This is a genomic window from Actinomadura chokoriensis, assembly GCF_039529475.1.
In the GTDB taxonomy this organism is placed as follows: Bacteria; Actinomycetota; Actinomycetes; order Streptosporangiales; family Streptosporangiaceae; genus Spirillospora; species Spirillospora bangladeshensis.
Window position 1 is genome coordinate 767,916 of the sequence record NZ_BAAAMW010000002.1, and the last position, 13,353, is coordinate 781,268.

Genomic DNA, 13,353 nt, shown 5'->3' on the forward strand with positions numbered 1-13,353 from the left:
CCCCCCTTCCCGCGCCCGCGCGAACCTCACCCCGGCCGGCGGAACTCCGCTTTCAGCAGGGCCCACACGCTCTTCCCCTCGAACTCCGCCCTAACGCCGTGCTCCTCGGAGAGGAATTCGACAATGCCCAGCCCCCACCCACCGGGGTCGGGCACGTCGTCCGGCACCGGCATTTCCGGCATCGAAAGATCTGGCGCGGACGCCTTCGGACGCGCCGGCGAGGTGTCCCAGACCTCGACCCGAAGCCCGTCCCCGGCCAGCGCCAGCCGCAGCGACACCGGCCGCCCGGGCGTGGCCCGCACCGCGTTGGTGAGCAGCTCAGAGGCGACGAGCACGGCGTTCTGCACCGTCTCCTCGGCCAGCCCCCACTGCAACGCCTGCGACTCGACGATCAGCCGCCCCTGCTGGACGACCTCCGGCGCCGCCAGGAATCCGCGCCGCAACGCCCACGGCCCGACCGCCGTCTTTTCGACTCGAACCAAAGAGTCCGTTTTGTCGAACTTCCCGCCCCTGTGCTGCCGCCGCCCGGTCATTTCGCCCGCCACTCCCGTCGCTCGATGCATGTGATTGAGCACACATCGTGTGACGTGTCGACTACTGTCGGAAGTGGGACCGGCTTTACCCAACTCGATACTTCCGGAGGTCAACTCATGGTGAATCGGAAGCGCCTCGACCCGACCGAGTCGGCAGCCGCACTATTCGGGGCAAAGCTCCGGAAGCTTCGGGACAAAGCCGGACTTTCCCAGGCCCAACTCGCGGACGCGGTCAGCTACTCGCACGACACCATCTCCAAGGTCGAGACCGCCGCCCAGGCCCCGTCCCCCCAGCTCGCCGAACTCCTCGACGCCCACTTCGGCACGGACGAACAGTTCCAGGAGCTCCAGCCCCTAGCCGCCAAGGAGGGCATCCCCGTCTTCTTCCGCCCCTACGCCGAACTGGAAAGCACCGCCAACGCCGTCCGCGTCTACGAGCCCATCGCCGTGACCGGCCTCTTCGAGACAGAGGACTATGCACGCGCCGTACTCCGTCCAGGCCAGCGTTCAGGCGCCCTTGACCAGGCGGTTGCCACACGCATGAGGCGTCAGGAAGTACTGGAAAGAGAGAAGCCGCCCTGGATAGTGGTTCTGATGCAGGAATCAACGATCCGAAAAATCGTCGGCAGCAGAGAGACAACAAAAGTCCAGCTCGCTCGGCTTCTGGAGCTCTTGCGGGAACCCAACATCACCATGCAGGTGGTCCCTCATGACGCTCAGGTCTACCCTTCGAGTGGTTTCACACTGTTCTCTCGCCCCGACGAGCCAGAGATCGGATTCGTCGAAGGTGCAGGCGGCACCAGCCGCGTGATCGAACTAAGCTCCCAAGTGGAACAACTCCGGCAGCTATGGGACCTCATCAGCAGCGTGGCCATGACAGATGTGGCATCCGAGGCTCTGATCCGAGAGGTGATGGAGGGCTTGTGAAGGACTTGAGAGACGCCGCCTGGCGCAAGAGCAGCTACACCGGCCAGGAGGGCGGAACCTGCGTCGAACTCGCCAACCTGAACGCCACAGTCGGGGTCCGCGACAGCACCGACCCTGATGGTCCGGTCCTCCAGTTCGGAAGGGATGCCGTGGCCGGACTCCTCAGGCGCGTCAAGTCTGGCGAACTCGACCGATAGTCGTCCCCCGGCAACCAAGGCCCCCTCTCCGGAGGGGGCTTTTCCCGTTTTTCGGCCGCTCAGCGACGCACTACACCCTCGCCATCCGCCCTCCAAAGGCCGAACATCGTCGTACAGCCCAGCACGTCCAACACCGGAGAGCCCATGAAGGACGGACCACACCCCCGCTGGCGCAAGAGCAGCTACAGCACCCAGGAGGGCGGACAGTGCGTCGAGTTGGCCACCCTTGACAGGTCCGTCGGCATCCGCGACAGCACCGACCCCCTCGGGCCCATGCTGCGGTTCGGACGAGATGTCCTGGCTGAGCTCCTCAACCGCATCAAGACCGGCGATATCGACAGATAGCAGCCGAACATCGTCTTATAGCCCACCAGCGTCTAATTGCGGAGAGCCCATGGAGGACGAACCACGCGCCACCTGGCGCAAGAGCAGCCGCAGCAGCCAGGAGGGGGACACTTGCGTCGAAGTCGCCGACCTGCACGCCACCGTGGGGGTGCGTGACAGCACCGAACCTGAGGGCCCAGTCCTCCACGTGGGGCGGGACGTACTGACCAGACTGCTCGAGCGCATCAAGACCGGTCAGCTCGACCGATAGCCCAGCCCAAGCTCCTCGGGGAAACTTGGATGGTGATGCGGCCGCTGCTCCTTCTCGACGTCGACGGAGTGCTCAACCCTTACGGCTTCACGCGCCGTCCGGAGGGGTTCACCGAGCATCACCTGTTCCCGGAAGACGACGAGCCCGTTCTGGTCAACCACGCCCATGGCATCTGGATTACAGAACTCGCCGGCGTCTTCGACGTCACGTGGGCGACCGCTTGGAATGACGACGCAAACCGTCTCTTGGCCCCCTTGCTCGGCATCGCTCCGCTGGCCGTCCTCACCATGCCACCCGCCCCGTTCCACCCCAGAGACAAGGTCAAGCTCATCGCCCAGCTTGCTCATAACCGGCCCGCTGCCTGGATCGACGACCTCCACACCCCCGAAGCCCGTACCTGGGCCGACAACCGTCCCGAGCCCACCTTGCTCATCCCGGTCACCCCCTCGACCGGCCTCACCCTTCAATCGATCGACCGTGCTCTAATTTGGGCCACGAACCTCTGAGCATCGGTCCCCAACCGACAGCCCTACGTCCCGCCGGACGCATGGCACCCTGGCCGGACTCGTGGCCCACATCAAGGCCGGCGATCTCTAACGCCGGTCATTCCCCGCAGGGCATCTGCCGAGGTCGGACGAAGGTGGGAATGCGGCAGTGGCTGCCCGGCCGACTTGCCACAGGGCCGAGGCCGCTGAGGTCAGGCTGCTTCGTGCTCACCAACGGTGATCGTGAACGTTGTGTGCATGGCCTTGGCGATCCGGTCCAGCATCGCCAGCGTTGGCACTCCTCCACCGCCTTCGATGCGCGATAGCGCGGGCTGCGTGATTCCTGCGAGGGCGGCCACTTCTGCCTGGGTGAGCCCCAGCTCCACACGGCGCTCGCGGACCATGTCGCCCAGCCGAAGGTCGAGTCCGGCCAGTTCATACTCGGGGTGGCTGGACAGCCCCTCACGCAACCGCCGCTCGCGGTCGAGCTTCCACTTGCTGTGCCCGGCCATCACTCACTCCTCTCGTAGACATGGTCTGCTGGTCCTGTGTGGGACGACTCGCAGACCCGTCGTGCGTTCACCGCCCGCTCCACGTCCCGTGGTTGCGCATCGTTGCGAACTTTCTGAAACACCGTCAATAGCACGATCAAGCGGCCAGGCCCAGTCGGTAGCCAGTACGTGATTCGCCAGGCCGTGTCCTCCAGATGTAGACGCAATTCACGGACGCCGTCGCGTAATGCTTTGGTGTGGTCTCCATCGAGCATGTCACCTCGGTCGACCAAGTAGTCGTCCACATTGCGCATGACGCGCTGGTACTGGGCGAATGTCAGCGTGTCCAGCCACGTGACGACCTCAGGCTCCATCTCGATCTCGAACATACGATGAATGATATATACCATCGACGGTAAGCCCCAAACGCGCGCCTGTCCAGCCCTGATCAGCGCGAGGCCGCGAGCGATCGGGCCGGTGGGCTTCGTGGTCGGTCAGGTGGTGTGGAGCGTTCGGAGGTGGGCGGGGTTCGCCGGGTCTCGGTCGGCGACTTGGATTGGTGACCAGGTCCATTGGCGGACGGTGATGCCGGGCGTGCGGGAGAACTCGATCCGGCCGCGAGTGCCTTCGGCTGCGACGTGCTGCCAGGATTCGGCGATGCCCGTCCGGTCAGTGCCGTGCGACCGCAGTATGTCGGCGAGGACGGCGATTGCGTCGTAGCCCTCGAAGGCGACGAACGACGGCGCTTCGGCCAGCCGCTGGCGGAGGGCCGCCTCGACTCGGACGCCAAGCGGGGTGAGGCGGTCGGGCAGGTAGCGCAAGAACGGGATCGCGGCGCCGTCGCCGCCGAGCAGCGTCGCCCATTCGGCGAACTCCGGTTGCCCGGCCGGGGCACCGATCATGACACCGGCAAGGCGCCGGTCGCGGCGGACGGCCCTGACGATCGACACCGCCGGTTCCGGATGGCCGACCAGAAGCAGGAGGGCCGTGGCGCGGCTTTCGGCGAGTTCGGCGCACATGGCCGCGGGGGTGAGCGCACCCATGTCCAGTTCGATGATGGTGCCGCCGCGTGGAGCGAGATGGTCCCGAAGGATGCGGGTCCCCGATGCCCAGTAGACGCTCGGCTGGGCTGCCACGGCGATTCTTCTGTGGCCCGCATCGAGGAGGAAGTCGGCGTACACCCGCCAGCCGCGGGACTGCGCCGGGGCGAGGCGCGCGACCCATTCCGTCGGCTGCTCGGTGAGCGCGTCGAGAACCGCCGACGAGCAGAGGAACGGCAGGCCGAGCGCGTCGGCCTGCGCGGCGGCGGCGCGGGCGACGACGCTGTGGTACTCCCCCGCCAAGGCGGCCACGCCCAGGCCGGCCAGTTCCTCCACGGCCGCCGCGGCCCTCTGCGGATCGGCCGCCGTGTCCCTGACCACCAGTTCGAGTGACCTTCCGGCGACCCCGCCGGCGTCGTTGACGTCGCGGACGGCCTGTTCGAGTCCGGCGAGCAGGTGCCGGCCCGCCGCGACCCAGCCGGGACGGGTCAGGGGAACGAGCGCGCCGATCTGGACGGACGCCCCGTCAGACCGCTCCACCTCCGGTTGCAGTGGAGTGTTCATGCTGTTGGCGCCTCCCGTCCGACCTTCGCCCGATGTAGGGCGGCTTCTCGGGGCCACGGGCCGGTGGACTCGTCCCTTGCGGGGGCGTCACTCGGCGAAGGAGCGTGTGGCCGGCGACCGCTCGCCCGCCGGGCCCGGCCCGCCGGGTGCAGCCCTCCGCTTACCCCGATCACCCCGATACGCATACGCACATGATCGCCCACGCACTGTCGGGGGCGGACACTCGCAGGTGTCCCACGGTCGAACGCCTGCACGGCCGGACGTCGTGTACGGACGAGTGGCGCGCGGCAACCGCCTCACGGTCGCTAGTTGCGTTTGAGGATGCCGGTCAGGCCGGCCACCACCGCTGTGCTCAGGATCCAGCCGGCCGCTATGAAGGCCCACGACCAGTACTGGGCGGCGCCGTCGGGTCGCCATGCCTTCTGCTGGCCGAGATCGCCGATGGGGAGCAGGACGTCCAGGGTGTAGCCGAGAGCGTTGAAGGGCGGGGCCGTGGTCGCGGCCTTCGTCATCTGGTCGGGGGCGAAGAGCTGGGTGCCGAGGGCGGCGAGGGCCGCCAGCCACAGGGCGGCGAGCCAGGTCCGGTAGCCGTAGCCGACGGTCAGGTAGAGCAGCCAGTTGACCAGCTTGCCGGGCGGGCTGAGCACCGTGCGGCGCCGCCACTGCTTGGCGATGGCGACCCGCCGGGCGGTCACCTCGTGTCCGGCGCGGAGGTAGGCGGCGGCGAGCTGGTCGTAGATCTGCGGGGTGTAGCCGCCGCGGTGGCGGGACGCCCAGCGGAGCCGCGCCCGGACGTCCGCCTCGCCGGTCAGGGCGCCGTAGGTGAAGCCGCGCAGCAGGATCGTCGCGGGCCAGGTTCGATGGTCGTCCTCGTAGGCTCCGACCTGCGTGTCGGTGAGGTCGACGATGCCTTCGGGGACCTGCCGGGGACGCAGGATGAGCGCCTGCGCGGCCGCCGCCGTCAGGTCGAGCGCCTGGTGGCGGGCCCCGGCGAGGACGGCGTCGGTCAGGTCGATCTGCCCGGCCACGCGAGCACCCGACAACTGGAGTCCGCCTTCGGCGGTGAACCCTCTGCGGCACATCAGGTCACCGCCGACGCTGAGCCGCACCGCGTACAGCGCGCGCCGTTCCGGGGCGGCGAGCCGGGCTCCGCTGAAGTCGGCCACTCCGCCGATCGCGGCCCCGATGAGGCGGGCCTCCCCCTCGGCCGACAAGCGGCGGCAGTACGCGGACTGCCCGATCGTGAGCGAGTCGGCGGTCAGCGCCCGGCCGCCGGGGGCGGCGAGGACGGCGTCGTCGAGGTTCAGCGCGCCGCCGATCCGGGCACGGACGAGCCGGACCTCGCCCTCGGCGCGGAAGCCGCCGGTCGCGTCCAGGTCCTGGTCGACGGTGAGCCCTTCGGCGTTCAGCGCCCGTGCACCCGGGGCGGACAGGCGGGCCCCCGCCAGGACCAGCGTCCCGCCGATACGGGCGCCGGTGAGGCGGGTCTCCCCATCGGACGTCAAGCCCTCGGCCAGCACACCGTCGCCAACGGCGAGGCGGTCGGCTGTGAGCACGGCGGCGCCCGGAGCGGTCAGGTGCGCGCGGGTCAGATCGAGTCGGCCGCCGATGCGCGCACCCGGGAGCCTCACTTCCCCGTGTGCCGACAGGCCGCGGCAAAAGGCGTCGTGGCCGACCGTGAGGCGCGCGGCGGCCAGCGCGTCGGCGCCGGGGGCGTCCAGGCGGGCTCCGTCCAGGGCCAGGGTGCCGTTGATGACGGCTCCGCGCAGGTGCACCTCGCCGTGGGCGGTGAAACCGTCCCGGCAGTGCATCGACTGCTCGACGGTGAACCCGTCGGCGGTGAGTGCGCGTCCGCCGGGGTTGGCGAGGGTCGCGCCGTCGAAGGTCAGGACGCCGCGCACGTGAGCGCCCGGCAGGCGGATCTCACCGTGGGCGGTGAGGTTCCGGCACACCATGTCCTGGGCGACGGTGAGGCCGTCCGCGACGAGTGCGGTCGAGCCCGGGGCGCGCAGCACGGCATCACTGAGATCCGCGGTTCCACCGATGTCGGCGCCCACGAGGTGGATCCGCGCGGCCGTGAACCCCCGGTCCAGTTCCAGGTTCCCGGTGGTCCGCAGCTGGTCGGCGATGAGCGCGGGGGCGCGGCAGCCGGGCAGGCGCACGGACGGGGCGCTCGCCTCGCTGAGCACGATCGCCGTATCGAAGCCGCAGCCGTCCAGGAGCAGCGGGCAGGCCAGTTCGGCGGCCTCCAGGTCGAGCGCGCCGGCGATGCGCGCGCCGCGCAGCTTCACCGCCCTCGGCCGCCGCCCCTCCGGCGCCCGCTCGCCCGTCAGCAGCTCGGCCAGCAGGTCGGCGCGAACGACGCGGTCGGCCTGCGCGCCGGCTCGGACGTCGGCCCAGGCGCCGGTGGCGGCGGCTTCGACGAGCCGGCGTTCGGCCTCGCCGAGTTCACCGAACCGGGGGTCGGGATCGGGCATCGCGGCGTCCTCAGGAACAGCCCTCGAACTGGGGGACGGTGATGGTCATGTCGAGGCCCGACGTGGTGAACCACTGGCCGAGGAGGGTTTCGGCGGCCCCGTTCTGGTACATGCCGGTCAGGATGCGGTTGATGGCGCGGCAGCCCTCCAGGTCGCCCTCGGGGAGGCCGATGCCGTACCGCTCGTCCGAGAACGGCGCGTTGACGACGGCGACGCGCGAGCCGGTGGTCGCGGCGAACCCGGCGAGGATCAGGTCGTCGGTGGACACGGCGTCCAGGCGTCCGGCGGCGAGCGCCTCGACGCAGGCGGCGTAGGAACCGGCCGGGACGAGCGTGGCGGCGACCTTGCGCTCCTCGGTCACGCGGCGCCATGAGTTGGACCCCGCGACCTGGCAGAGCTTCTTGCCGCGCAGGTCGCGCACGGTCCGGATCGCGCGCTCCCCCTGCCGGACGAGGATGTCCTGGTGCGCGACGTAGTACGGCCCGGCGAACGTGACCTGGTCCTTGCGTTCGGGCGTGATCGAGTAGGTCGCGACCACCATGTCGACCGTGCCGCGGCGCAGGGCGCTCTCGCGCTCGTCCGAGGAGAGCGGACGGAACGTCAGGTCCTCCGGCGCGACGCCGAGGCGGCCTGCCACGTAGGTCGCGACGTCGACGTCGAAGCCCGCGAACGAGCCGTCGCGCGTGCGCTGCGACAGGCCCGGCTGGTCGTCCTTGACCCCGATCACCAGGCGGTCGCGGTCGGTGATCGACGGCGGCGCGCCGGCGCCGTCCACCAGCGGCGCCGTCACCACGGTCACCACCAGGACCAGCACGGCCAGCCCGGCGAGGACGGCCGTCGCGGCGAGGGTGAGCGTGCTGCGGGCGGCGTGCTGCACGTGCGGCTCCCGTCTCTCGGTCTCAGCGGTACTCCGACAGGCGCGGCCACACCCCGGCCACGACGAGGGCGGCGATGGCCAGCGCCGCGACGGGCGGCAGCCAGGTCCACGGCCCGAGGGCGCGGTCGCCGTCGGCCACGCCGCGCGCGCGGAGGAAGTCGTGATGGCTGATCCGGGCGTCCAGCTCCTGGTCGTGCGCGCGGAATGCGGGGTGCGGGAGGGGCGCCCAGTCCGGGTCCAGATGGGCGCGGACGGCGGCGAGCCGGTCACCGCCCTCCGCCAGGGTCCGGACGGCCCGGTCGTGGTCCTGGTACCGGCGGTAGTCGGCGAGCAGGCCGCCGGCGTCGTCGGTGCGGCGTGCGCGGGTGCCGTAGAACCCGCCGAAGTCCACGGTTCCGCCGTCCCGGGTCGCGCGGGCCACCCGCTGGTCGAGTTCGCGGTAGTAGGCCGCCAGGCTCGTCGCGCCCCTGATGTAGAGGATCGTCTGCGACTTCTCCAGGTACATCTGGTCGTAGCGGTCGGCCTGGGCGGGGTCGAGGAGCTGGCGGGCCCGGTCTGTGTCCAGGCCCTTGCCGATCGCGCGGGCCCGGGTGAGGGTGAGCGTCGGGTCGAAGCCCCGGGTCTTCGCCACCCGCATGTGGTCGGCCTCGGTGGCCAGCAGCGACGCCCCCGCCACCGTCAGCACCAGCGCACCGGCGAGCGCGGCCGCCAGCGGGACGCTCAGCAGGCGCCGGAAGCGGCGGGCCAGGTACACCTGCAGGCTCGCGAGCGCGGCCAGCAGCGCGACCCCGGCGCCCAGCACCCGGAGCCGGCCCGCTCGGACGGCCGCGTGCTCGTCCCGGTACGCGGTGTCGACGTCGGCCGCGCCGTCCAGGGTCAGGTTGTACGCCTTCGGCAGCAGGTTCCGCGTCATCAGGTCGGTCGCGGCCCGGTACCGCCGGACGCCCTCCGGCGGCAGCGTCCCGACGGGGCCGTCCCGCCGCCGCCCGGACTCCATCGCCGCCTGGACGTTCTGGTCATAGGCGTGCAACCCGTCCAGCACCGCCTGGACGGTCCGCAGCCGCTCCGGGTCGTCGCGGGCGAGTAGCGCGGCCTGCAGCGCGGCCCGCTGGGCGTCCTCGCGGCGGATGTCGTAGGCGTACCGCTCGCCGCTGCGCTCGCAGCCCTGTTCCGGGTCGCACAGCCAGCCGTCCTCGCCGCCGGTGAGCAGCACGTTCGTGACCTGCGCGTCCATGTCGCCGAGCGCGAGGTACATGTCGCTGGTGGCGACCACCATGGGGCCTTCCCGGTGGCCCAGCGCGCGCAGCCCGTCCCGCGCGTCCCCGACTCCCGTGAGCGTCACGGTGAGCAGCACGGCGAGCGCCACCAGCACCAGAGCGGCCAGGGCCCGGACACGGCCTGCGACGGTCCGGAGACCTAAGAGCTTGGAGGGCACGGCTCGGTTCTTCTCCTTCGCCGGGGGGCTCCGGGGGCAGACGTTCAGTCTTAGGGGAATCCGCCGGCCCAGGCAAGATCGTCCACCGGCCTCCTCTCGCTCACGCGACGGACGTGATGCCGCCGTCCACGCGCAGATCGATTCCGTTGATGTAGCCGGCCAGGGGGCTCGCGAGGAAGGCCGCCGCGGCGGCGATGTCGTCCTCGGTGCCGAGGCGTCCGCTCGGGTTCGGTGCGTACTCCGCCAGGATCTGCGGCTCCAGCTCGTCCCACGATGCGGGGCGGCCCTCAGCGGCGGCGCGGTCCTCGAACATGCGGCGCATGCCCGCGGTGACGATCACGCCGGGACTGACGGTGTTCGCCGTGACACCCGACCCGGCGAGGTGCCGGGCCAGACCGGTGGTCAGGTTGACCACGGCGGCCTTCGCGGCCGAGTAGTCGACCATGTTCGGGAGCGGCGTGGTCGCGGCGCGGCTCCCCACGTTGATGATCCGCCCCCAGCCGCGCTCGCGCATCGGCGGCGCGAGGACGCGGATCAACCGCACCGCCGAGACGACGTTGCCGTTCATCGCGTCCAGCCAGTCCGACGGCTCGGCCGTATCCCAGTCGTGCTCGACGAACGGGCCGGCGTTGTTGACGAGCACGTCCACCCGCCATTCACTGGCCCGCTCAGCGACCTCGGCGGCGGCCTCGTCGCCGGTGAGGTCGCCCAGCACGACCTCGGCCTCGCCGCCCGAGGCGCGGATGCCGTCCGCGACCGCCGTCGCACGCGGCCCGTCACGCCCGTGCACCAATACCGCGCAGCCTTCGGCGGCCAGGCGACCCGCGACCGCCGCGCCGATGCCGCCGCTGCTCGCCGTGACCAGTGCCCTCCGTCCCGCAAGCCCGAGGTCCATGGAGCGCACACTAGACACCGCCACCGACACTCTTCGCGGACGGCGCCCGGAGGTTGCGGGGGCGGGCGGGCCTGAGGATGATGATCGGCATTCGGACGAAGGCAGCGTTGTGGACATCACGATCAGATACGAACCCGCCCCGGACGAGGTGGCACGGGCCTTCCAGCGCGGCCTGAGGAGCCAGCTCAACACCATCTACGCGGTCGTGGCGTCAGTCCTGGTCGTGGGTGCGGCGGTCTGCTTCGCCGTCGGCGATGCGGGTCTGGCCATCGCCCTGCTGGTGGGATCGGTCTTGGGGCCGCTCGCGGGGTCCTTCTGGTTGCGCAGGCGGGTCCGGCACCAGTTCGCGTTCCTCTGCGTCCCCACGACAGTGCGGATAACGGACGACGGCTACGAATGCCACACGGACACGTCCACGACCATGATGCGCTGGTCGATGTTCTCCAAGGTCATGACGACCGAAGAATTCTGGCTCCTCTACCAGAGCAAATACCCCGCCGCGTTCCTCCCCAAGGGCGCCTTCGACGCCGCTCAGCAGGCGGAGATCGACGGGCTTCTCAGTGCCCGGCTGTCAGTCTGAGTCCGTGATGGCCAGGATGACGACCGTCCGCCGGTCGTGCCGCAGACCGGCGATGCCCACGTCCATGGACGGGGCGACGTGCAGGTACCAGCCCGAGGTATAGGAAAGCCACTCACACCTCCACGTCCGCCAGTGTCACGCGCCGCGTCACGGCCGAGTTCGGGCTCCGGGGCGGGTGAGGGGTCAGCGGCCCTGGAAGTTCGGGGGGCGGTTCTCCAGGAAGGCCGTTATGCCCTCCTTGGCGTCTTCGGTGGTGCTCAGGGTCACCAGTTCGCCGAGGAGGTGGGCGACCTGGTCTTCCAGGGGGCGGCCCTCGATGGCGAAGAAGGCGTCGCGGCCCCGGCTCAGGCCCACGGGGCTCTTGGACGCGATCACGCGGGCCAGGTCGTCCACGCGGGCGTCCAGGTCGGCGCGCGGGACGACCTCGGTGACCAGGCCGATGTCGCGGCCCTCGGCGGCCGTGATGCGGGAGCCCGTGTAGTAGAGCTTGAAGGCGTGCTTCGGGGCGACGTTCCGGTTGATGATCGCCATGATCATCATGGGCCAGAGGCCGACGTCGACCTCGGGGGTGGCGAGCTTGACGTCGTCGGCGGCGATCACGAGGTCGCAGGCGGCGGCGAGGCCGAGGCCGCCGGCGACGGCGTGGCCGGCCAGGCGGGCGATGATCGGCTTGCCCAGCCGGGGAAAGGCCGTGAACAGGCGGAACGGGGCGCTCTCGCGGATGGCGGAGGCGTCGGCCAGGGGGCGGCCGTCTGCCTGGGCCCTGCCCAGGCCGCCCAGGTCGGCACCCGCGCAGAAGGCCCTGTCGCCCGCGCCGGTCAGGACGATGACGCGAACCTCGGGGTCGCCCTTGGCCCGGTCGAAGGCGTCCAGGAGTTCACCGATCATCTGGTCGCTGAGCGAGTTGCGCGCTTCGGGGCGGTTCAGCGTGATGCGGGCGATCCGCTCGTCCACCGCGTAGATGATCGTCTCGTACATGCCTCTTCCCGGTCTCGAACCGCGTCCGCCCCTGGAGCGCGCGGCTCCAGGGGCAGACTACGGGGTCGTCAGAGACGCTCGATGATCGTGGCGTTGGCCTGGCCGCCGCCCTCGCACATCGTCTGCAGGCCGTAGCGGCCGCCGGTGCGCTCCAGCTCGTGCAGGAGCTTGGTCATGAGGACGCCGCCGGTCGCGCCGAGCGGGTGGCCGAGCGCGATGGCGCCGCCGTTCGGGTTGGTCTTCTCCAGCGAGGCGCCGGTGTCGGCCGCCCACGCCATCGGGACCGGGGCGAACGCCTCGTTGACCTCGAAGACGTCGATGTCGTCGATCTTGAGGCCGGACTTGGCCAGCGCCTTCTCGGTCGCCGGGATCGGGCCGGTCAGCATGTAGACCGGGTCCGAGCCGCACACCGCGAGGGTGTGGATGCGGGCGCGCGGGGTGAGGTTGTGCCGCTTGACGGCCTCCTCGGACGCGATGAGCAGCGCCGACGCGCCGACGGAGATCTGCGAGGCGACGGCAGCGGTGATGACGCCGCCCTCGCGCAGGACCTTCAGGCCCGCCATCTTCTCCAGCGTGGTGTCGGGGCGGGCGCCCTCGTCCTTGGAGAGCCCGGCGAGCGGGGCGATCTCGCGGTCGAAGTAGCCGGCCTCGATGGCCTTGGCGGCGCGCTGGTGGCTCTCCAGCGCGAACTTCTCCAGGTCCTCGCGGGTGAAGCCCCACTTCTCGGCCATCAGCTCGGCGCCGCGGAACTGGGAGATCTCCTGCATGCCGTACCGCTCGGCCCAGCCCTCGCCGAAGGGGAAGTCCAGCCCCTTGACGATGCTGGAGCCCATCGGCACCTTGGCCATCTGCTCGACGCCGGACGCGACGACGAGGTCCTGCGTGCCGGACAGGACGCCCTGCGCGGCGAAGTGGATCGCCTGCTGGGACGACCCGCACTGCCGGTCGATGGTCACGCCGGGCACGGTGTCCGGCAGCCCCGCCGACAGCCACGCGGTGCGCGCGATGTCGAGGGCCTGCGGGCCGACCTGCATGACGCAGCCCATGATGTTGTCCTCGACCGCGGAAGGGTCGACGCCGGTACGGTTCACGAGCTCCTTGAGCACGTGGGCCCCGAGGTCGGCGGGGTGGACGTCCTTCAGGGCGCCCTTCTTGGTACCGACGGGGGTACGGACCGCGCCGACGATGTACGCCTCGGCCACTACGCCTCCAATGGGTGGGGTTGGTTCCGTCCCGAAACCGAGTGAGATTCGGTTAGTCAGTATGAGATTACATCCAT

At 70.6% G+C, this 13,353-nt stretch carries 17 protein-coding genes; 6 read left to right on the forward strand and 11 right to left on the reverse strand.

Features of this window, described 5'->3' with window-relative positions; translation table 11 throughout:
- Positions 1-26 precede the first annotated feature (26 nt).
- Complete coding sequence (locus ABFX46_RS07710; RefSeq protein ID WP_346040635.1) at positions 27-482, reverse strand: ATP-binding protein; 456 nt, start codon at positions 480-482, stop codon at positions 27-29.
- A gap of 168 nt (positions 483-650) precedes the next feature.
- Between ABFX46_RS07710 and ABFX46_RS07715 the strand changes: the two genes are divergently transcribed.
- From ABFX46_RS07715 to ABFX46_RS07735, 5 genes are all read left to right on the forward strand, one after another.
- On the forward strand, positions 651-1,460 hold the full coding sequence (locus ABFX46_RS07715) for a helix-turn-helix domain-containing protein (RefSeq protein WP_346040636.1): 810 nt from the start codon (positions 651-653) through the stop codon (positions 1,458-1,460).
- Positions 1,457-1,657 (forward strand): DUF397 domain-containing protein, encoded by a 201-nt coding sequence (locus tag ABFX46_RS07720; RefSeq protein WP_346040637.1) that lies wholly within the window; start codon positions 1,457-1,459, stop codon positions 1,655-1,657. Before ABFX46_RS07715 ends, ABFX46_RS07720 begins: the two co-directional genes overlap by 4 nt.
- A 144-nt stretch (positions 1,658-1,801) precedes the next feature.
- Positions 1,802-2,002, forward strand: a complete 201-nt coding sequence (locus ABFX46_RS07725) for a DUF397 domain-containing protein (RefSeq protein ID WP_346040638.1) — start codon at positions 1,802-1,804, stop codon at positions 2,000-2,002.
- A 49-nt stretch (positions 2,003-2,051) separates the two neighbouring features.
- On the forward strand, positions 2,052-2,252 hold the full coding sequence (locus ABFX46_RS07730; RefSeq protein WP_346040639.1) for a DUF397 domain-containing protein: 201 nt from the start codon (positions 2,052-2,054) through the stop codon (positions 2,250-2,252).
- Between the two features lie 29 nt (positions 2,253-2,281).
- Complete coding sequence (locus ABFX46_RS07735; RefSeq protein WP_346040640.1) at positions 2,282-2,758, forward strand: HAD domain-containing protein; 477 nt, start codon at positions 2,282-2,284, stop codon at positions 2,756-2,758.
- 191 nt (positions 2,759-2,949) lie between these two features.
- On the opposite strand, the gene ABFX46_RS07740 is transcribed toward ABFX46_RS07735, so the two are convergent.
- The 7 genes from ABFX46_RS07740 to ABFX46_RS07770 form a co-directional block, all read right to left on the reverse strand.
- Positions 2,950-3,249, reverse strand: a complete 300-nt coding sequence (locus ABFX46_RS07740; RefSeq protein ID WP_346040641.1) for a helix-turn-helix domain-containing protein — start codon at positions 3,247-3,249, stop codon at positions 2,950-2,952.
- Positions 3,249-3,617 (reverse strand): type II toxin-antitoxin system RelE/ParE family toxin, encoded by a 369-nt coding sequence (locus ABFX46_RS07745; protein WP_346040642.1) that lies wholly within the window; start codon positions 3,615-3,617, stop codon positions 3,249-3,251. The genes ABFX46_RS07740 and ABFX46_RS07745 overlap by 1 nt, the downstream gene beginning before the upstream one ends.
- Before the next feature lie 105 nt (positions 3,618-3,722).
- Complete coding sequence (locus ABFX46_RS07750) at positions 3,723-4,832, reverse strand: ABC transporter substrate-binding protein (protein WP_346040643.1); 1,110 nt, start codon at positions 4,830-4,832, stop codon at positions 3,723-3,725.
- A gap of 305 nt (positions 4,833-5,137) precedes the next feature.
- On the reverse strand, positions 5,138-7,309 hold the full coding sequence (locus ABFX46_RS07755) for a hypothetical protein (RefSeq protein WP_346040644.1): 2,172 nt from the start codon (positions 7,307-7,309) through the stop codon (positions 5,138-5,140).
- A 10-nt stretch (positions 7,310-7,319) separates the two neighbouring features.
- Positions 7,320-8,186 carry a glutamate ABC transporter substrate-binding protein gene (locus ABFX46_RS07760; protein WP_346040645.1) on the reverse strand — a complete coding sequence of 289 codons (867 nt, stop codon included), beginning with the start codon at positions 8,184-8,186 and terminating at the stop codon, positions 7,320-7,322.
- Positions 8,187-8,208: 22 nt separating this feature from the next.
- Complete coding sequence (locus ABFX46_RS07765) at positions 8,209-9,621, reverse strand: hypothetical protein (RefSeq protein ID WP_346040646.1); 1,413 nt, start codon at positions 9,619-9,621, stop codon at positions 8,209-8,211.
- A gap of 100 nt (positions 9,622-9,721) precedes the next feature.
- The gene (locus tag ABFX46_RS07770; RefSeq protein ID WP_346040647.1) at positions 9,722-10,516 is read right to left on the reverse strand and encodes an SDR family NAD(P)-dependent oxidoreductase; all 795 of its coding nucleotides are present in this window, start codon (positions 10,514-10,516) and stop codon (positions 9,722-9,724) included.
- Between the two features lie 109 nt (positions 10,517-10,625).
- Between ABFX46_RS07770 and ABFX46_RS07775 the strand changes: the two genes are divergently transcribed.
- Entirely contained in the window at positions 10,626-11,096 is a 471-nt protein-coding gene (locus ABFX46_RS07775) for a YcxB family protein (protein ID WP_346040648.1), read from the forward strand.
- Here the strand turns inward: ABFX46_RS07775 and ABFX46_RS43430 are convergent.
- The 3 genes from ABFX46_RS43430 to ABFX46_RS07785 all read right to left on the reverse strand — a co-directional run bounded on the left by ABFX46_RS43430 (position 11,088) and on the right by ABFX46_RS07785 (position 13,276).
- Positions 11,088-11,162: a hypothetical protein gene (locus ABFX46_RS43430; protein ID WP_428831226.1), complete on the reverse strand. Its 75-nt coding sequence runs from the start codon at positions 11,160-11,162 to the stop codon at positions 11,088-11,090. The two genes, ABFX46_RS07775 and ABFX46_RS43430, sit on opposite strands and share 9 nt — an antisense overlap.
- A 117-nt stretch (positions 11,163-11,279) precedes the next feature.
- The gene (locus tag ABFX46_RS07780; protein WP_346040649.1) at positions 11,280-12,074 is read right to left on the reverse strand and encodes an enoyl-CoA hydratase-related protein; all 795 of its coding nucleotides are present in this window, start codon (positions 12,072-12,074) and stop codon (positions 11,280-11,282) included.
- 68 nt (positions 12,075-12,142) lie between these two features.
- A complete protein-coding gene (locus ABFX46_RS07785; protein ID WP_346040650.1) occupies positions 12,143-13,276 on the reverse strand; it encodes an acetyl-CoA C-acetyltransferase in 1,134 nt (377 codons plus the stop codon).
- Positions 13,277-13,353: the final 77 nt, after the last annotated feature.

Bases quoted from the DNA above. Each gene is read 5' to 3' on its own strand.
- ABFX46_RS07780 (WP_346040649.1), bottom strand. From the start codon at position 12,074: ATGTACGAGACGATCATCTACGCGGTGGACGAGCGGATCGCCCGCATC.
- ABFX46_RS07750 (WP_346040643.1), bottom strand. From the start codon at position 4,832: ATGAACACTCCACTGCAACCGGAGGTGGAGCGGTCTGACGGGGCGTCC.
- ABFX46_RS07745 (WP_346040642.1), bottom strand. From the start codon at position 3,617: ATGTTCGAGATCGAGATGGAGCCTGAGGTCGTCACGTGGCTGGACACG.
- ABFX46_RS07730 (WP_346040639.1), top strand. From the start codon at position 2,052: ATGGAGGACGAACCACGCGCCACCTGGCGCAAGAGCAGCCGCAGCAGC.
- ABFX46_RS07770 (WP_346040647.1), bottom strand. From the start codon at position 10,516: ATGGACCTCGGGCTTGCGGGACGGAGGGCACTGGTCACGGCGAGCAGC.
- ABFX46_RS07755 (WP_346040644.1), bottom strand. From the start codon at position 7,309: ATGCCCGATCCCGACCCCCGGTTCGGTGAACTCGGCGAGGCCGAACGC.
- ABFX46_RS07735 (WP_346040640.1), top strand. From the start codon at position 2,282: ATGGTGATGCGGCCGCTGCTCCTTCTCGACGTCGACGGAGTGCTCAAC.
- ABFX46_RS07715 (WP_346040636.1), top strand. From the start codon at position 651: ATGGTGAATCGGAAGCGCCTCGACCCGACCGAGTCGGCAGCCGCACTA.
- ABFX46_RS07740 (WP_346040641.1), bottom strand. From the start codon at position 3,249: ATGGCCGGGCACAGCAAGTGGAAGCTCGACCGCGAGCGGCGGTTGCGT.
- ABFX46_RS07725 (WP_346040638.1), top strand. From the start codon at position 1,802: ATGAAGGACGGACCACACCCCCGCTGGCGCAAGAGCAGCTACAGCACC.